At 72.9% G+C, this 17061-nt stretch carries 15 protein-coding genes and 1 tRNA gene; 9 read left to right on the top strand and 7 right to left on the bottom strand.

Annotation, left to right across the window (positions count from 1 at the left end):
* Positions 1-128: 128 nt before the first annotated feature.
* The 3 genes from DR046_RS24715 to DR046_RS19110 are packed head-to-tail and all read left to right on the top strand — an operon-like array spanning position 129 to position 2021.
* Entirely contained in the window at positions 129-263 is a 135-nt protein-coding gene (locus DR046_RS24715; RefSeq protein WP_280652862.1) for an RSP_7527 family protein, read from the top strand.
* 31 nt (positions 264-294) lie between these two features.
* Positions 295-1488 carry an RSP_2647 family RNA methyltransferase gene (locus DR046_RS19115; protein ID WP_115383977.1) on the top strand — a complete coding sequence of 398 codons (1194 nt, stop codon included), beginning with the start codon at positions 295-297 and terminating at the stop codon, positions 1486-1488.
* Positions 1485-2021, top strand: a complete 537-nt coding sequence (locus DR046_RS19110) for an RSP_2648 family PIN domain-containing protein (protein WP_115383976.1) — start codon at positions 1485-1487, stop codon at positions 2019-2021. Before DR046_RS19115 ends, DR046_RS19110 begins: the two co-directional genes overlap by 4 nt.
* A gap of 27 nt (positions 2022-2048) precedes the next feature.
* Here the strand turns inward: DR046_RS19110 and DR046_RS19105 are convergent, their stop codons facing one another.
* The gene (locus tag DR046_RS19105; protein WP_115383975.1) at positions 2049-4505 is read right to left on the bottom strand and encodes a penicillin acylase family protein; all 2457 of its coding nucleotides are present in this window, start codon (positions 4503-4505) and stop codon (positions 2049-2051) included.
* Positions 4506-4583: 78 nt separating this feature from the next.
* Between DR046_RS19105 and DR046_RS19100 the strand changes: the two genes are divergently transcribed.
* Positions 4584-5459, top strand: a complete 876-nt coding sequence (locus tag DR046_RS19100; protein ID WP_115383974.1) for an NAD(P)-dependent oxidoreductase — start codon at positions 4584-4586, stop codon at positions 5457-5459.
* A 72-nt stretch (positions 5460-5531) separates the two neighbouring features.
* Here DR046_RS19100 and DR046_RS19095 read toward each other — a convergent pair whose 3' ends face one another.
* From DR046_RS19095 to tsaD, 6 genes are all read right to left on the bottom strand, one after another.
* The gene (locus tag DR046_RS19095; protein ID WP_115383973.1) at positions 5532-6422 is read right to left on the bottom strand and encodes a CAP domain-containing protein; all 891 of its coding nucleotides are present in this window, start codon (positions 6420-6422) and stop codon (positions 5532-5534) included.
* A 329-nt stretch (positions 6423-6751) separates the two neighbouring features.
* A complete protein-coding gene (gene pyrF / locus DR046_RS19090) occupies positions 6752-7438 on the bottom strand; it encodes an orotidine-5'-phosphate decarboxylase (RefSeq protein ID WP_115383972.1) in 687 nt (228 codons plus the stop codon).
* Between the two features lie 228 nt (positions 7439-7666).
* On the bottom strand, positions 7667-8086 hold the full coding sequence (locus DR046_RS19085) for an EVE domain-containing protein (protein WP_115383971.1): 420 nt from the start codon (positions 8084-8086) through the stop codon (positions 7667-7669).
* Complete coding sequence (locus DR046_RS19080) at positions 8083-8358, bottom strand: YciI family protein (RefSeq protein ID WP_115383970.1); 276 nt, start codon at positions 8356-8358, stop codon at positions 8083-8085. Before DR046_RS19080 ends, DR046_RS19085 begins: the two co-directional genes overlap by 4 nt.
* Positions 8355-9302 carry an NAD(P)H-dependent glycerol-3-phosphate dehydrogenase gene (locus DR046_RS19075; RefSeq protein ID WP_115383969.1) on the bottom strand — a complete coding sequence of 316 codons (948 nt, stop codon included), beginning with the start codon at positions 9300-9302 and terminating at the stop codon, positions 8355-8357. Before DR046_RS19075 ends, DR046_RS19080 begins: the two co-directional genes overlap by 4 nt.
* Positions 9299-10366, bottom strand: coding sequence for a tRNA (adenosine(37)-N6)-threonylcarbamoyltransferase complex transferase subunit TsaD (gene tsaD, locus DR046_RS19070; protein ID WP_115383968.1), 1068 nt, complete (start codon positions 10364-10366; stop codon positions 9299-9301). Before tsaD ends, DR046_RS19075 begins: the two co-directional genes overlap by 4 nt.
* Positions 10367-10424: 58 nt before the next feature.
* Between tsaD and DR046_RS19065 the strand changes: the two genes are divergently transcribed.
* The 5 genes from DR046_RS19065 (at position 10425) to DR046_RS19045 (ending at position 16719) form a co-directional block, all read left to right on the top strand.
* On the top strand, positions 10425-11126 hold the full coding sequence (locus tag DR046_RS19065) for a uroporphyrinogen-III synthase (RefSeq protein ID WP_115383967.1): 702 nt from the start codon (positions 10425-10427) through the stop codon (positions 11124-11126).
* Between the two features lie 58 nt (positions 11127-11184).
* Positions 11185-12882: a mitofilin family membrane protein gene (locus DR046_RS19060; RefSeq protein WP_115383966.1), complete on the top strand. Its 1698-nt coding sequence runs from the start codon at positions 11185-11187 to the stop codon at positions 12880-12882.
* A 9-nt stretch (positions 12883-12891) separates the two neighbouring features.
* The gene (locus tag DR046_RS19055; RefSeq protein WP_115383965.1) at positions 12892-14469 is read left to right on the top strand and encodes a heme biosynthesis protein HemY; all 1578 of its coding nucleotides are present in this window, start codon (positions 12892-12894) and stop codon (positions 14467-14469) included.
* A 104-nt stretch (positions 14470-14573) separates the two neighbouring features.
* Positions 14574-16583: a calcium-binding protein gene (locus DR046_RS19050; RefSeq protein ID WP_115383964.1), complete on the top strand. Its 2010-nt coding sequence runs from the start codon at positions 14574-14576 to the stop codon at positions 16581-16583.
* Positions 16584-16643: 60 nt separating this feature from the next.
* Positions 16644-16719 (top strand) — tRNA-Thr (locus DR046_RS19045).
* Positions 16720-17061 lie beyond the last annotated feature (342 nt).

Here is a 17061-nt window from a genome sequence, read left to right as displayed (position 1 = left end):
GTCCTGGACGCCGGACGGGGGACCATGCCGCGCGCGCAACCCGGGGTTTCGGGCTCGGCATTGGTGATCGCCGGGGCCGGGGCATAGCTCCCTTCGCAACAGACCGCAGTTCCCGAAGGATCCGTCCCATGACCCCCGCCCAGACCGACATCGTCGCCATCGAGACCCGCGCCCGCGCGCTGCGCGCCGCCTATTTCCGCTCCTCGCTCTCGGCGCTCGTCGCGCGTCTGCGCCCCGCAGCACCCGAGCGCGGCGCGCATTGATCCCGGCCCCGTCGCCGGGATAGGCGGAGGCATGACCGACGCCCCTTCCCGCCCCGTCTTGCGCCTGCGTCCCAAGGTGGACGCCCGGCGCCTCCGCCACGGCCACCCCTGGGCCTATCTCGACGACGTCGTCGCCGATCGCCGCAGCCGCGCGCTTGCGCCCGGAACGGTGGCCGTGCTGGAGGATGCGGAGCGGGCGCCGCTTGGCCTCGCCGCCGTCAACATGGGTTCGCGCATCGCGGCCCGGATGCTGGACCGCGACCCCGGTGCCGAGATCGACGCCGCCTGGATCGAGGCCCGGCTGCGTACGGCCCTCGCCCTGCGCGACCGGCTTTATGACGCGCCCTTCTACCGTCTCGTCCATGCCGAGGCCGACGGGCTGCCCGGCGTCGTCATCGACCGCTTCGGAGACACCGCCGTTCTGCAGCCCAACGCCGCCTGGGCGGATGCGCGGGCCGAGGCGTTCGGCGAGGCGCTGACGGCCCTCGGTCTGCGACACGTCTATTTCAACGCCAGCGGGAGGGCTCGCGCCGCCGAAGGCCTGGGCGAGGAGAGCCGGTGGCTGGTCGGCGGCCGGGAGGGCCCGGTCGAGGTGCCGATGAACGGCGCCATCTACCTGGCCGACCTGACGGGCGGGCAGAAGACCGGGCTGTTCTACGACCAGCGCCCGAACCACGCCTTCGTGGCGCGGCTCGCGAAAGGCGCGCGCGTACTCGATGTCTTCGCCCATGTCGGCGGCTTCGCGCTGGCGGCGCTGGCCGCGGGCGCGGCCGAGGCGGTGGCCGTCGATGGCTCGGCCCCGGCGCTGGAGCTTGCCGAGGGCGGCGCGCGGGCGATGGGCAAGACGCTCGGCACGCGCAAGGGCGACGCCTTCGCGCAGATGACGGAACTGGCCGAGGCGGGGGAGCGCTTCGACATCGTCGTCGCCGACCCGCCCGCTTTCGCCCCGGCCAAGCCCGCGCTGACGGCGGGCCTGCGCGCCTATGAACGGGTCGCGCGGCTGGCCGCGCCGCTGGTCGCGCCGGGCGGCACGGTGACGCTCTGTTCCTGCAGCCATGCGGCAGAGCTGTCGAAGTTCCACGCCGCCTGCATCCGCGGGATCGGGCGCGCGGGGCGCGAGGCGCAGCTGATCCGCACCGGCTTCGCCGGCCCCGATCACCCGGTCCACCCGCAGTTGGCCGAGAGCGGCTATCTCAAGGCGCTGACCTTCCGCCTGCTGCCGTGAAGGTCTTCCTCGACGCCTGCGTCCTCTATCCGACGGTGCTGCGCGAGGTCCTGCTGGGCTGCGCCGCGGCGGGGCTCTACCGCCCGCTCTGGTCGCCCCGCGTGCTGGAGGAATGGGCCCGCGCCGCGCGCAAGATCCCCGGCGGGGAGGAGATCGCGCGGGGCGAAGTCGCCAGTCTGCGGGCCCGCTGGCCGGAGGCGGAGGTCCGGCCGGGCACGGCGACCGAGGCCCGGCTCTGGCTGCCCGACCCGAACGACGTGCATGTTCTGGCCGCGGCCTCCGACGCGGGGGCGGACCGGCTGGTGACGCTCAACATCCGGGACTTCCCCCGCCGCGACGTCGCCGCCGAAGGGATCGAGCTGCAACCGCCCGACGTCTTCCTGATGGGGCTCTGGCTCGCCGATCCGGAGCCGGTCGCCGCCGCCGTGGAGCAGGTCCGCGCGACGGCGGAGCGGCTGTCGGGCGAGCAGCAGCCGCTGCGCCCGCTGATGAAGCGGGCGAAATTGCCGAGGCTGGGAAAGGCTTTAGGCTAGAGGGCGGCGGGCATGGGGATGCCCACCTTACGGGGCCGGAACCAGGGTCGTGACGCCGACGGCCCCGGCGCGGGCGAGATCGGGGTCGAGCGTCATCGGGATGTACTCGCCTCGCCGCCACAGCTCGCCCAGGTCGTCGTAATGGCGCGAGAGCGGGTGGCCGGACTGCCCGGTCGAGGTGATGAAGACGCTGCTGTCGGGATCGGCGAAGTCGTAGACCCCGCGGAAGGCGGCCGCGTGCACGTTGGCGAAGGGGTCGGGCATCTCGCCCGACATCCGACCGCGCTGCAACGTGTTGTCCCCGCCGGAGCTGGACTGCCGGATGTTCACTACGGCGCCGAGGAACGGGATCTCGCCCAGCACGGGATGGTCGTGGCGCGCCTCGTGCGCGTCCCCCCAGCGCCAGGCCTCCACCCGGCCGCCGTAGCGTTCGGTCAGGTACTGCAGCGCGTCGTCGAGCGACAGGCGCGCGATGTCCGAGCAACTCTCGGCGACCGAGGACTGGATGACGTCGCACCAGGCGGCGGCGCCGTCCACGTCGCGGAAGACGCGCTCGATGAAGATCGGCTCCAGCCGCGTGTATTCGTCCGCGAGCGGGCCGAGATCGTCGCGGATCAGCCGGTCCTGCAGGGCGCGCATCCAGGCGGCGTAGATCAGCGGCTCGGGCAGGTGCTCCGACATCTCGCCGTTCCAGGCGGCCAGCAGCTCCAGCGCGGTCTGGCGCCGCCGCTCTGGCGTGCCGCCGGGCGCCGCCTCGCCGGTGAACCACAGGTCGGCGCCGACCAGCGGCAGCAGCGAGCGCGCCGCGTTCGACACGGTGTCGAGCTGGGCGTCGATCAGGCTCTGGCGGGTGTGGATGTCGCGGCCCTCGATCAGCCGTTCCATCCGCTGCACGCGCTGGGTGTCGCCCCACCAGAAGCTGACATGGCCGGGGAAGGGCCGGTCCACCACCTTGTTGTTGGTGTTGCCCAGCAGGCCCCCCGGCGGGTCCAGCCACACCGGGTTGTCGGTGAAGTCGCGCAGGCCGTTCCAACGGTTCGCCTCGATCCAGCCCGGGGCCGGGATGCGGCCCTGGCTCTGATGGGCGGGGTCGCGGTCGGGCTGGCGCCCCATGACCTGCATCGCGATCCGGGTGGGTCCGGCGACCATCAGGTTCTGCGCCGGAGCGATGTGGTGGCGTGTCGCCGTCAGTGCCGCCTCGATGGTGCGGGCGCGCATCAGCTCCAGCCCCGTGCGGAGCGAGCTGTCCTCGGTCGAGAGCCCCGTCCAGGCGAGCGCCGCGACATGGCCCGGCGGCGTCACGGTGCCGAGGTCGAACTGGCTGCCGGTCAGGACCGGGCCGTTGACGGTGCGGCGCAGCGTCAGCGTGACCGGCGCGTCGTCGGCGATGGTCAGGATCGAGCGCTCGGTCTCGAACTCGGCCCATCCCTCCGGGGTGCGGTATTCCTCCGGGTTGTCGGGGTTGAGCTGCTCGATCATCACGTCCTGGTCGTCCATGTAGGTCGTGGTCAGCCCCCAGCCGATCGCGTCGGAGCGGCCGACCGGCATGATCGGCATGCCCGGGATCGTGGCGCCGATGACGCCGCCCGTCTCAAGCTCCAGCCGGGCGAGGTAGAACAGCGTCGGCGCCTGCAGGCCCAGATGCGGGTCGGTGGCGAGCAGCGCGCCCCCCGCCGCGGCATGGTCGCCCGCGACGGCGAAGACGTTGGACGCGCCTTCCAGCCCGCGCCGGGGGACGGGCCACATGTCGGGGCGCAGGCTGGCGTGATCGGTGGGCCGGAGCTGCGGAAAGAGGTCGCGGGCCGAGGCCAGTTCCACCACCCCGTCGCCGGGCGCCTCGGGGTGCAGGTCGGCCAGCCGCGCGTCGTCCAGCACCAGCGAGGCGCGGGCGCGCAGCACCTCCTCGCCGACATGGCCCGAGAGCTGCAGCGCCATCAGCTTGGCGAGCGCGATGGAATCGGCCGGGCGCCAGGGGGCGATCTGCGGCTCGAACAGGAAGAATTCCGGCGCGCCGCGGCCCGAGGCGTCGCGGTTGATGACCTCGATCCGGGCGTTCACGCCCGCCGAATAGGCCTCCAGCATCTCGGTCACGTCGGGCGTCTGGGCCGGCACCGAAAGCGCGGCAGCGCGGTAGAGGCCCAGCCGGCGCAACAGCTCGTCGGTCCGCAGGGTGCGGCGGCCGAAGACCTCCGACAGGCGGCCCTGCGCCGTGCGCCTGAGCAGCGTCATCTGCCACAGCCGGTCCTGCGCATGGGCGTAGCCCAGCGCGAAGAACACGTCCGCGTCGGTCTCGCCGAAGATATGCGGCACGTTGTGGGTGTTGCGCACGATCTCCACCGGCGCCGTCACGCCGCGCACCTCTTCGGTGCGGTCGTAATCCGGAAGCGAGCGCGAGGCGAGCCACAGCGCCAGCAGCACCGCCGCCCCGACCAGCAGCAGCGTCACCGTCACGATGCGGAACGACCAGCGAAAGAGCTTTTCCATGCGGCGCGTGCCCTGTTGACCCCTGCCCGAGGGGGGCATCTAACCGGGAGCGGATGACGATGCAAAGGGAGGGTCGGAATGGCTCGGTTGGCGTTTCTGGGAATGGGCGTGATGGGCGCCCCGATGGCGGGGCACCTGGCGAAGGCCGGGCATGAGGTCTGCGTCTACAACCGCACGGCCGCCAAGGCCGAAGCCTGGGCCGAGGCGCATGGCGGCCGATCGGCGGCGACCCCGCGCGCGGCGGCCGAGGGGGCCGAGATCGTCTTCGCCTGCGTCGGCAATGACGACGACCTGCGCTCGGTATGTCTCGGGGAAGATGGGGCTTTCGCCGGGATGGAGGAGGGCGCGCTGTTCGTCGACCACACGACCGTCTCGGCGGGCGTCACGCGGGAGATGGCCGAGGCTGCGGGGGACAAGGGCGTCGCCTATGTCGACGCGCCCGTCTCGGGCGGTCAGGCGGGGGCCGAGAACGGGCAGCTGGTCATCATGTGCGGCGGGGCGCAGGCGGATTTCGACCGTGCCGACAATGTGATGCAGGCCTATGCCAAGGCCACGCGGCTGATGGGCGGGATCGGCGCGGGGCAGCTGACGAAGATGGTCAACCAGATCTGCATCGCGGGGCTGCTGCAGGGGCTTTCGGAGGGGATGCTCTTTGCGCAGAAGGCCGGGCTCGACGGCGAGGCGGTGGTCGAGGTGATCCAGGGCGGCGCCGCGGGAAGCTGGCAAATGGTCAATCGTCACAAGACGATGCTGTCCGGGGAGTGGAACCACGGCTTTGCCGTCGACTGGATGCGCAAGGACCTCGCCATCTGCCTGGCCGAGGGGGACGCGATCGGGGCGCCGCTGCCGGGAACGGCGCTGGTGGACCAGTTCTACAAGGACGTGCAGGCGATGGACGGGGGGCGCTGGGACACCTCCTCGCTGATGGCGCGGCTGGCGAAACTGGCGGGGTGATTTGAGGGGTGATCCGCGTCGGACCTGCGGGTGATCCCGGTCGGACGTGGATCGCCCCCGGACGCGCGGAGGTCAGCGCCCGCCGAAGACGCCGATGCCGGTGACGCGCCCGTCCGCGCGGGCGGCGGCGGCGAAGCCGAAGGCGGTCGCGGCCGCGCCGCCGGGCGGCGTGCCGTCGCGGGTCCAGGTGTCGACGAGCTCCGTCACGGTGCCTTCGGTGATCCCGGTGCCCGCCCCGCCGAGGCTGGCGGAGGCGAGGCCGAGGCTGGTCCAGCCGCCCCCGCCCTCGGGCAGCAGGGCGAAGAGATCGTCGGGCAGGTCCTCGTCCGCGAGCCGGGCCTCGAGCGCCGCCTCGGCAACGCGGTCGAGCGCCGGGCTCCCCTCCAGCGGGGCGAGGCCCGCCTCGGCGCGGCGGGCGTTGACCTCGGCCAAAGCCGCCTGCCGGGCGGTCCCTTGGCCGAGCGCGGGGCCGCCGTCGCCCGCGCCGGGGCCGGCGAAGGTCTGGACGGCGTAGATCGCGTCGCCCTCGGCCCGGATGCCGTAGCCGAAGCGATCGAAGCCCGGTGCGAGGATGTTCTCACGGTGCCCGGGGCTCTGCATCCAGCCGGACTGGAAGGCCCCGACCCGGGCGCGGTCGGGGGGTGCGGGACAGCCCGTGCAGCGGGCGAGGTTCTCTCCGCTCAGCGCCCAGTCGCTGCCGCCCGCCGCGCGGAACCGGTCGGCGGGGGTGACGCCCTCGGGCGAGACATGGGCGTAGAAGTCGCGCTCGGCCATGTCGTCGGCATGGTCTTGCGCGGCCTCGGTCAGGACAGGGGCGAGGGTGAGGGCGGGAAGGCCGGCTTCGGCGCGCGTCTCGTTGACGAGATCGAGCGCGTGGCGGCGCAGGACGTCCCTGTCCGGGTCCTGCGCGGCGGCCGGGAGGGCGAGGATCAGGGCGGCGAGGAGCGGGATCGCTTTGGGCATCGGCGGGGTCCTCCGCGCTTGGACCGTGGCGGGGAAGCTGTGGGCGAGGGGGACGAAGTCAAGCGGGGCCGGGCGCGCCCCGCCCGAGCCGCAGACCCGGCGCGCAACCGCGTCCGCGGAGCCGGATGCCGCGCATCGCGTTGCCGGCGGGCTTGAGCCGGTGGTGCCTCGCGGGCGAGCGCGTTGACGGTGCGGCGATGTGGCAGGGCCGGGCGCGTGGATCTGCGGCCGCTCTGAGCCGGATGGGATGACGCGCGACGCTCGTCGGTCGGATCTCCGCGGCCCGGTGACGGGCGCGTCGGTGAAGCCAGTCCGTCCCTTGAGCGGCGTCAGCCCGCCATTTCGGCCAGGATCGCCCGCGCGGCCCCGGCCGGGTCGGGCGCGGCGTGGACCGGGCGGCCGACGACGATGTGGTCGGCCCCGGCGGCCAGCGCGGCGGCGGGCGTCGTGACGCGCTTCTGGTCGCCCAGCGCCGCGCCGGCCGGGCGGATGCCGGGCGTGACGATCAGGCGGCCCGCCGCCTCGGGCAGGGCGCGGATCGCCGCGGCCTCCCGCGGGGAGGCGATGACGCCGTCGGCGCCCGCCGCGAAGGCGCGGGCGGCCCGCTCGACCACCATCTCGGCCATGTCGCCGGGCGCCATCATCCCGGCGTCCAGATCGGCGCGGTCGAGCGAAGTCAGGATCGTCACGGCGAGGATCTTCATCCCGCCCTTTGCCTGCGCCGCCGCCTCGACCACATGCGGGTCGCCATGGACGGTGAGGAAGTCGATATCGAAGCGCGACAGCCCGCGCACCGCCGCCTCGACCGTGGCGCCGATGTCGAAGAGCTTCATGTCGAGGAAGATGCGCTTGCCGTGCTCGTCCTTGAGCTCCTGCGCCAGCGCGAGCCCGCCGCCGGTCAGCATGCCGAGGCCGATCTTGTAGAAGGAGACCGCGTCGCCGATGCGGCCCGCAAGCTCCAGCCCCGAGAGCGCGTCGGCCACGTCGAGGGCCACGATGAGACGGTCGTCGGTCATGGGCTGGGCTCCGGGCCGGGGGTCGGGGCGGGGCTAGTGGGCGGTGCGGGGCTTGTCCAGTGGGTGGCGGCGGCCGCCGGATATGGCTGACGTCGTCGGCGTGCGCGGGTCGGGCCGGGTCGGGGGCTCCGCCCCCGCTCGCTTCGCTCGCTCCCCCGAGGTATTTGGGGCGAGATGAGGGGGAGGCGCGTTAACCTTGATGGTTCGTTAACGGCTGTTCGGAGGGCTCTATCCCGACAGGCCCCCCATTTCGCGGACGAGGCGCCATTCCGCCTCGGTCACGGGCTGGACCGAGAGGCGGGACTGGCGGACGAGGGCCATGTCGGCAAGCTCCGCCCGCGCCTTGATGTCGGCCAGTGTGACGGGAGTGGGGAGCGGTTCGACCGCCCGGATGTCGACGCAATCCCAGCGGTCATCGTCGGTCGTGCTGTCGGGGTGGGACCCGGAGCAGATCTCGACGATGCCGACGACCGCTTTCTCGTCCTGCGAATGGTAGAAGAAGCCGAGATCGCCGACCTCCATCTCGCGCATGACGTTGCGCGCCTGGTAGTTGCGCACCCCGTCCCATTCCTGGCCCGCCTCGCCCTTCGCGACCTGGTCGTCCCAGGACCAGGTCCCGGGTTCGGACTTGAAGAGCCAGTACCTCATCCGCCGATGACCCGGTTCCAGGCCTCGATCCGCGTGTCGGCGAAAAGCCCCGCCTTCGCGTAGGGATCGCCGGCGGCGAAGGCCTCGACATGGGCGCGGTCGCCGGTGTCGAAGAGGATGAGCGAGCCGCACATCTCTCCGTTCGTATCCAGGAAGGGGCCGGCCTGGACGACATGGGGATCGGCCTTGAGATAGGCGACATGGGCCTCGCGGTTGGCCTTGCGGGTGTCGAGATGGCCGGGTTTGTCGGTGCAGATCAGGGCGTGCATCATGTCGGTGTCTCCGTGGTCAGGTCGCGGGCGAGAAGGGTCTGGATGGCGGTCTGGATCGTCAGGCTGCCGTCGACAAGCCCCGCCGTCACCTGCGTCACCGGCAGGTCGATGCCGTGCTGCGCGCCGAGGCGAAGCGCCGCGCGGGCGGTGGCGGTGCCCTCGGTGGTCGCGTCGGGCGGCGGCTCGCCCCGGCCCAGCGCGAGCCCCAGCGCGAAGTTGCGCGATTGCGGCGAGGCGCAGGTGAGCGCGAGGTCGCCCAGCCCCGACAGGCCCATCAGCGTCGCCGGATCGGCGCCGAGCGCGGTGGCGAGGCGCGTCATCTCGGCCATGCCACGGGTCATGAGGGCGGCGCGGGCGCTCTCGCCCAGCCCCGCGCCGATGGCGGCGCCGCAGGCGATGGCGACGACGTTCTTGAGCGCCCCGCCAAGCGCCGCGCCGGTCGTATCGGTGGTGCGGTAGAGGCGCAGGGTCGGGGTGGAGAGCGCGGTCTGGAGATGGGCGCCGGCCGCGTCGTCGGCGCAGGCGAGCGTCAGGGCGGTGGGCAGGCCGCGGGCGATGTCGGCGGCGAAGCTCGGGCCGGAGAGGAGGGCCGGGACGGTGCGGGACAGGGCGTCGGCGATGAGGTCGGTGGGGGTCTGCAGCGTCTCGAGGTCTAGGCCCTTGCAGGCGGCGATTGCGTGGGGCGGGTGGAGGTCGCTCAGGCGCGGGAGCAGGGTGCGGAGGGTCTGCATCGGGACCGCGATCAGGAGGTCGTGGCCTGCGAGGTCGGCAAGGTCGCCGGTCGGGTGGACGGCCTCGGGCAGGGGGATGCCGGGCAGGCGGGGGCTTTCGCGCCGGGCGATGAGCGGCGCGGCGTCCCGTGCCCAGAGGCGGACCGGGCCGTTGGCGGCGAGCGACACGGCGAGTGCGGTGCCGAAGGCGCCTGCTCCGAGGACGGCGATCATGCCTTCGCTCCGCGCTTGCCGGAGCCGAGCATGGGCGCCGCCGTGCTGTCGAGGGGCCAGCGGGGGCGGGCGGCGAGGGTGAGGTCGTCGCGATGGCCCGCGGCGTGAAGTTCCGCCCCCGCCCAGGCGATCATCGCGGCGTTGTCGGTGCAGAGCGCGAGCGGGGGGGCGAGGAAGGGGAGGCCGGCGTCGTCGGCGACCTGGCGCAGGGCGGCGCGGAGGGGAGTGTTCGCGGCGACGCCGCCCGCGACGGCGAAGGCGGTGAGCCCGTCGCAGGCGGCGATGGCGCGGCGGGACTTCTCGGCCAGCACGTCGCGCACGGCCTGCTGGAAGCCGTGGCAGATATCGGCGCGGATGGCGCGGGGCAGGCCGCCGTGTTCGGCCACGGCCATGTCGCGGGCGCGCAGGACCGCGGTCTTGAGGCCCGAAAAGGAGAGGTCGCAGCCGGGCCGGTCGAGCAGCGGGCGGGGCAGGCGGATCGTGCCGGTGGCGCTTGCGGCCTCGGCCTCGACCGAGGGGCCGCCGGGCTGGGGCAGGCCGAGCAGGCGGGCGACCTTGTCGAAGGCCTCGCCCGGCGCGTCGTCGATCGTGCCGCCGAGCCGCGCGAAGGCGTCCGGGCCGTCGACGCGCAGGAACTGGCAGTGCCCGCCGGACACCAGCAGCATCAGGTAGGGATAGGCGACCCCGTCGGTCAGGCGCGGCGTCAGGGCGTGGCCCGCAAGGTGGTTCACGCCGATCAGCGGCAGGCCGGTGGCGGCCGAGAGGCCCTTGGCGCACATCACCGCGGCGAGCACCCCGCCGATCAGGCCCGGCCCGGCGGTCACGGCGATGGCGTCGCAGTCGCGCAAGGCGATCCCGGCCTCGGCCAGCGCCCGCTCCACCGCAAGGTCGATCTTCTCGGCATGGGCGCGGGCGGCGATCTCGGGGACGACGCCGCCGAACTGGGCGTGCAGGTCGTCCTGCCGCAGCACGACGTTCGACAGGATCGCGCGCCCGCGCAGCACCGCCGCAGCCGTGTCGTCGCAGGAGCTTTCGAGCCCGAGGATCGTGAGGTCTTGTGCCATGCGGCTCCTGCGTCCATCGTCCGGTCCCATCTAGGCCGCGCGCGGGAGGGGGACAATCGTGGCGCCCGTCTTGCCCGTGCTTCTGACCCGGCCTGCCGAGGCCTCCGCGCCGATGGCCACGCGGCTCAGGGCGTTGGGCGCGAGTGTCGTCGAGGCGCCGCTGATGCGGATCACCTTCGCCGAGGCCCTGCCGGACCTGGCGCCGGGGCTGATCTTCACCTCCCGGAACGGGGTCGCGGCCTATCGCGCGCTGGGCGGGCCCGGCGGGCGCCCGGTCTGGTGCGTCGGGCCGCGGACGGGCGAGGCGGCCGAGGCGGCCGGGCTCGACCTGCGCGGCGTCGCGCCGGACGCGGAGGCGCTGGCTTGGGCGGTCCCGGAGGGGGCGCCGCCGCTGCTGCATCTGCGCGGCGCAGCGCAGCGCGGGGACCTTGCCGCGGCGCTGCGGGCGCGGGGGCTCGCGGCGCGGGACGCGGTCGTCTACGCGCAGGAGGCCCTGCCGCTCGGCCCTGCCGCCCGCGCCGTGCTGGAGCGGGGGGCGGTCGTCCCGCTCTATTCCCCGCGCAGCGCCGCGCTGCTGGCGCAGGCCTGCCCCGACGCCGCCTGGGAGCGGCTGCGGCTGCTGTCGCTCAGCCCGGCGGTGGCGGCGGCTTTGCCCGTCGCCTCCGAAATCGCCGAGGCGCCCGATGGGGCGGCGATGTGGGCGTTGCTGCTTCGGGTGCTCGACTTATCGGCGGTTGAGGGGCAGGACGGTTCGGACTAGGTAAAGCGTGCCATGTCCGGGTTCCGCGTCCCGGACCCTGCTCATCGGAGGGACCGCGTTGGCGCGAAAGACCAGGAAACCGAGACCCACGACACCGTCCGACGCATCGGAAACGGGCCCTCAGGACATCGCCGACGCCGACGCCGCGCGCGAAGACCGGATCGAGGAGGCCGAGATCGTCGCCGAGTCCGACGACACGATTCCGGGCAGCCCCCCGCCCGAGGACGCCATCCTGGCCGATCCCGCCGGCGAGGCGCCCGCCCCCCGCGAGACGGCGGACGAGACCCCGCCCGCCGCTCCGGAGGACGCGCCGCTGGTCGAGGAGGCGATGGACCGGGAGGTCACCGCCGAGCAGGTGGACCCCGCCGACGCGCCCGAGCCCGAGGACATGACCGCCGAGTCCGGGGGCGCGTCCGACGGCCTCGCCCCGACCGAGGTGCCGCCGGTCAATGCCCGGCCGCTGGGCGACGACACCGTCCCGCCCGCGACCGAGGAGGACGTGGCCGATCTGGCGCGGCTGGACGGGGCCGACCCCGAGGAGATGAAGACGGAGGCCTCGCAGGACGAGAGGCGCGCCGGGGAGACCCGTCACCCGGCCCCGCCGGAAGAGCGTCCGGCGCCGCCGCCCGCCGCCGCCGCACAGCCGCAGGTGATCGAGAAGCGCGGGCCGGGCTTCGTGCCGCTGCTTCTTGGCGGGTTGCTCGCCGGGGCGATCGGCTATGCGATCCCGACCTATCTCGTGCCGCCGGCCGAGACGGTCGATCCCGCCGCGCTGGCCGCACTGGAGGCGCGGATCGATGCGCTGCCCGTGGGCGAGGCGACGGACCTTTCGGCCATCGAGGCCGCGCAGGCCGAGATGTCCGAGCGGCTGGACGCGCTCGCGTCTCAAGTCGGCGCACTGGAGGCCGCGCCTGCCGCCGTCGCCCCGTCGGAGGGCACGGCGCCTTCTGGCAATGGCGAGGCGCTGGCCGCGCTGCGCGCCGATGTCGACGCGCTGTCGGGCCAGGTCGAGCCTCTTTCCAGCCTGCAGGGTGACCTGGACGCACTGTCGGGACGGATTGATTCCCTCTCCGGCCTGCAGGGCGATCTGGACGCCCTGTCTGGTCAGGTCGATGCCCTGTCCGGCCTGCAAGGCGATCTGGGCGCTTTGTCGGACCGTGTGGACGAACTGGCCGCGACCGTCGAGGACCTGCCTCCACCCGCGCCGGATCTGACCGACCGCGTCGCGGCGCTGGAATCGGAGCTGGCCGCGCTGAACGAGGAGACGGAGGCCGTCGAGGCCTCGGCCGAGGAGCTGGCCCGCGAGGCCGCGGCCAACCAGATCCGCATCGCGGTCGATTCGGGTGTGCCCTATGCCGAGCCGCTCTCGGTGATCGGGGGCGAGGTGCCGCTGGTGCTCTACAACAATGCCGAGACCGGGCTGCCGACCGTCGCGGAGCTGACCGCCGCCTTCCCCGACGCCGCGCGCGACGCGCTGGCCGAGGCACGCCTGGTCGAACCCGAAGGCGGGGGGCTCGGCGCCTTCATCCGGCGGCAGACCGGCGCCCGCTCGCTGGAGCCGCGCGAGGGCGATGACGCGGACGCCGTCCTGAGCCGCGCGGAGGCCGCCGTTCGCGCGGGCGATATCGACGCCGCCCTGGCTGAGCTGGAGGCGCTGCCGCCCGAGGCGCAGGCCGCCATGGCCGGATGGATCGACGCCGCCCGCACCCGCGCCGCCGCGCGCGACGCCCTTCCTGACTATCTCGGAACCGAGTGAGGATCCCCAATGCTCTGGTCGCTCTTCAAGATCCTCCTGTTCATCGCCCTGATCCTGGCCCTCGCCTTCGGCGTGCAATGGCTGCTGTCGCTGTCGGGCGAGGTCATCGTCCGCTTCGCCGGGCAGGAATACGTGCTGACGCCGCTGCTTGTCCTGCTGGGCCTGCTGGTGGCGGTCGTCGCGCTCTATGTCGTGTTCAAGCTGCTGGGCTTCCTCGTCGCGGTGCTGAAGTTCATCAACGGCGACGACACGGCCATCGGCACCTATTTCGCCCGCAACAGGGAGAAGCGCGGCTATGACGCGCTGGCCGAGAGCCTGGTCGCGCTGGCCGCGGGCGAATCGCGCGAGGCCTCGGTCAAGGCGCAGAAGGCCGAGAAGTACCTCAACCGCCCCGAGGTCACGACGCTGGTCGTGGCCCAGGCGGCCGAGGCGGCGGGCGACCATGCCCGCGCCGAGGAGGCCTACAAGACGCTGGTCCGCCACGACCGGACGCGCTTCGTCGGCATTCGCGGGCTGATGCGCCAGCGGCTGGAGGAGGGCGATACCGACACCGCCATGAAGCTGGCCGAGAAGGCCTTCGCCCTAAAGCCGCGCCATGTCGAGGTGCAGGACACCCTTCTGCGCCTGCAGGCCCGCGACGAGAACTGGGACGGCGCGCGCAAGGTGTTGTCGGCCAAGCTGAAGGCCGGCGTGCTGCCGAAGGACGTCTACAAGCGCCGCGAGGCGGTGCTGTCGCTGGCCGAGGCCCGGGCGCAGCTGGGCCAGGGCAAGACCGACCGCGCCCGCGCCGAGGCGATCGAGGCCAACCGGCTGGCGCCGGAGCTGGTCCCCGCCGCCGTCTTGGCCGCGCGGATGCATATCGAGACCGGCGACAAGCGCCGCGCCGCGCGCGTCATCAAGGCCGCCTGGCAGAAGACCCAGCATCCCGACCTCGCCGCCGCCTTCGCCGATATCGAGCCCGGGGAGACGCCGGACGCGCGCATCCGCCGCTTCCGCCAGCTGCTCGACGTGGTGCCGAACGCGCCCGAGGCGAAGCTGCTAGAAACCGAGCTGCATCTCGCCGCCGAGGACTTCCCCTCGGCCCGACGCGCGCTGGGCAAGACCTACGAGACGCATCCGACCGCGCGCTCGCTGTCGCTGATGGCGGCGATCGAGCGCGGCGAGGGCGCGTCGGACACGGTGGTGCGGGCCTGGCTGGCCAAGGCGCTGGGCGCCTCGCGCGGGCCGCAATGGGTCTGCCAGAACTGCGGCACGGTGCACGCCATCTGGGTGCCCGTCTGCACCCATTGCGAGGCCTTCGACAGCCTGTCCTGGACCGAGCCGCCCACCGCCCAGGCCGCGACCAACGCGCTGCCCTCGGAGATGGTGCCGCTGCTCGTCGGCGGGGCCGCCCCCGGAGAGGAGTTGCCGGTCGTCCTGCCCGAGACGCCGCCGCCGCCCGCGCCCGAGCCGCCGCGCACCACGGTCAATCCCGACGTGGTCGGCACCACGCGCGACCTCTCGGAGCCGGTCGTCGTGCCCGTGGGCGAGGCCCCGGGCGAGGGCACCGTCCCGGACCGGCCGCCGAGCGCCGCCTCGCGCAACTGACTGCTTTCCCCTAGGTCAAGAAATTGGACCCTCCGGCCCCGGCGTGCTACGCTGGCCGGGGGTCCGGCGTTCCGATCCTCCGATTTCAGCAGGAGGATATTGCAATGACCAGAACGGCCTCGGACCTTCGGGACGTGACCTTGCCCTTCGCGGCGGATGTCGACGAAATGGCGGATATCGTCCTCGGCACCTCTACCGCCGTGAACGTCTTCAAGCAGGTGAGCACCACCCCGCGGATCGTCGCCGGGACGCTGGACGGGATCGCCGATCCGCTGACGATTCCGGCCACGATCCTCGATCCGCTGAAGCTGGTGCCCTACGGCGTCGGGGCGGCGGTCAGGAAATTCGACATGATCGCGGGCCGGACCATCGACCAGATCCGGGCGCAGGCGGACCGCGCCTGGGACTGGGACGAGCGGCTGCAGCCGGTCAACCGGCTGCTCGAACCCGCGGACACGATCATCGGCCGGGCCAATACCGTCCTCAACGGCGTGCTGGAGGTCGGCGGGCTGGACACCATCGTCGAGCAGCAGGCAAGCGAGGCGGAGCGTCTGTTTACGGAACTCGCCGAGACCGACCTGAGCGGAACCCGGCTCGGCGCGCTGATCGAGGCGCGCTACGACGCGCTGGTCGACTGGGACCCGGATCTCGCCGCCGCGCTGGAAATGCAGGCCGCGGCGCTGGCGGGTGCCGTCGAGCGGCTGGAGGGCGGCCTGCCCGACATTTCGGGGCTGCAGGAGGCGGAGCGGATCATCGACGACGCGATCGGACCGATCTCCGACGCGTTCTACACGCTCGACGGGGTGCTGAACCGCGACTACACCGTCGTTCCCCGGGTGCAGCTGACGCCGGAGGTCAATACCCCGGCCGTCGTCGTCGCGGGCGTCACGATCATTCCCGCGGTCTTCATCCCCGCGACCTACAGCCCGGCGGTCGTCGTCAACCCGGGCGAGATCATCGCGACGATCGGCGACGCCATCGGCATCGTGCAGGACTTCGTCGAGAACCTCGTGCTCGACGCGCTCGCGTCGCTGGGCATCGACCTCTTCGGCGCCATCGACGCGCTGGAGGACACCCTGCTGGAGCCGTTGCAGCCCGCCTTCGCCGCCATCGACGCGCTGGACGGGGTGTTCGACGCGATCCTCGGGGCGCTCGACGCCGCGATCTCGGCCGTGACCTCCGGCTGGGAGGACGCGATGCAGGCCCTCGAAGGCCAGAGCGACGCGGCCAGCTTCTTCGACCACACCACGCTGGGCGACGGGACGTCCGAGGCGATCAGCGTCGTCGAGGACCGCATCGATGCGATCTTCGGCTTCGGCGGTGACGACGGGATCACGGGGGGCGCGGGCGATTTCCTCTTCGGCGGCACGGGCGACGACACCCTGACCGGCGGGGACGGGGCCGAACTGTTCGGCGGCGCGGGCGCGGACGAGCTGACCGTGCTGGGGGGCACCGCGGCGGCCAGCCTGCTGGGGCAGGGGGGGAACGACGTGCTGCGCGGCCACCGCGGGCCCGACCTGCTGGACGGCGGGACCGGCGCGGACAGGATGATCGGCGGTGCGGGCGACGACCTCTACCGCGTCGACAGCCGCGGCGACGTGATCGTCGAGGCGGCGGAGGGCGGCCGCGACCATGCGCTGAGCACGGTCTCGCTGCGGCTTGCCCCCGGGCTGGAGGACGCGACGCTGACGGGCGAGGCACCGGCCAACCTGTTCGGCAATTCCGCGGCCAACACGCTGATCGGGAACGCGCGGGTCAACATCCTCGCGGGCGGGGGCGGCGGCGACCTGCTGGAGGGCGGTGACGGGGCGGACGTCTTCGCCTTCCGCGTGACGGATGCGGCGGGCGGCGGGCGGATCACCGATTTCGAGACCGGGGACCGGATCGCGCTGGACGACCGCTTCTTCGGGCTGGGCGACGCCGGTCAGGACGTCCGCGAGGTCACGCGCAGGCAGATCGACGGGGCGCTGCGGGACGGCCTCGCTGCCTATAACGGGGCCACCGGGGAACTGCGGGTCGATATCGACGGGCGCGGCGGCCCGGCTGACGCGGCGCTGATCCTCGTGATCGAGGGGGGCGGAAAGATCGTCGCGGAGGATTTCCTGCTGTTCTGAAATCGCGTCGATTCGGGGCTGGCCCCGGCCCTGGACCCCTGCTAAGAGCCGCGCCACGGTGCCGCTGTAGCTCAGCTGGTAGAGCACGTCATTCGTAATGATGGGGTCGGGGGTTCGAGTCCCTTCAGCGGCACCAGTCTCGCAGGCAACCTCTTGTTTCTCTTCAGCTTAACTGCTGAGAGCTGGACGCGTAGACCATGCCGGAGACCAAATCTGCCCCGTGCACATTTGTGAAACGGGGGGTCTTCTACTTCTCGCGTCGGGTCCCGAGCGACCTGACCCACTACTAGAATGCAAGCCGGATCATGTACTCGCTCCGCACGAGGTCGGCTGACGTGGCCACGTCCATCCGAAGATTGAGCTACTCCCCGAAAACCGGACAGTGACGGAAGCTACGATCTGACGTCTGCTGGTCTTCAACGACGATGAGATCAGAACATGTCGAGACGCAGGAACCACGACGCGGGCTTCAAGGCGC

The organism is Jannaschia formosa (assembly GCF_003340555.1).
Classification (GTDB): Bacteria; Pseudomonadota; Alphaproteobacteria; order Rhodobacterales; family Rhodobacteraceae; genus Jannaschia; species Jannaschia formosa.
The sequence above is the reverse complement of the archived record's forward strand: the minus strand, read 5'-3'. Positions and strand labels throughout refer to the sequence as shown.

Excerpts from the sequence above, each read along its gene's own strand:
- DR046_RS24715 (WP_280652862.1), top strand. The coding sequence starts at position 129 with ATGACCCCCGCCCAGACCGACATCGTCGCCATCGAGACCCGCGCCCGC.
- tsaD (WP_115383968.1), bottom strand. The coding sequence starts at position 10,366 with ATGGCACAAGACCTCACGATCCTCGGGCTCGAAAGCTCCTGCGACGAC.
- pyrF (WP_115383972.1), bottom strand. The coding sequence starts at position 7,438 with ATGACCGACGACCGTCTCATCGTGGCCCTCGACGTGGCCGACGCGCTC.
- DR046_RS19075 (WP_115383969.1), bottom strand. The coding sequence starts at position 9,302 with ATGATCGCCGTCCTCGGAGCAGGCGCCTTCGGCACCGCACTCGCCGTG.
- DR046_RS19115 (WP_115383977.1), top strand. The coding sequence starts at position 295 with ATGACCGACGCCCCTTCCCGCCCCGTCTTGCGCCTGCGTCCCAAGGTG.
- DR046_RS19085 (WP_115383971.1), bottom strand. The coding sequence starts at position 8,086 with ATGAGGTACTGGCTCTTCAAGTCCGAACCCGGGACCTGGTCCTGGGAC.
- DR046_RS19105 (WP_115383975.1), bottom strand. The coding sequence starts at position 4,505 with ATGGAAAAGCTCTTTCGCTGGTCGTTCCGCATCGTGACGGTGACGCTG.
- DR046_RS19095 (WP_115383973.1), bottom strand. The coding sequence starts at position 6,422 with ATGCCCAAAGCGATCCCGCTCCTCGCCGCCCTGATCCTCGCCCTCCCG.
- DR046_RS19080 (WP_115383970.1), bottom strand. The coding sequence starts at position 8,358 with ATGATGCACGCCCTGATCTGCACCGACAAACCCGGCCATCTCGACACC.
- DR046_RS19050 (WP_115383964.1), top strand. The coding sequence starts at position 14,574 with ATGACCAGAACGGCCTCGGACCTTCGGGACGTGACCTTGCCCTTCGCG.
- DR046_RS19100 (WP_115383974.1), top strand. The coding sequence starts at position 4,584 with ATGGCTCGGTTGGCGTTTCTGGGAATGGGCGTGATGGGCGCCCCGATG.
- DR046_RS19055 (WP_115383965.1), top strand. The coding sequence starts at position 12,892 with ATGCTCTGGTCGCTCTTCAAGATCCTCCTGTTCATCGCCCTGATCCTG.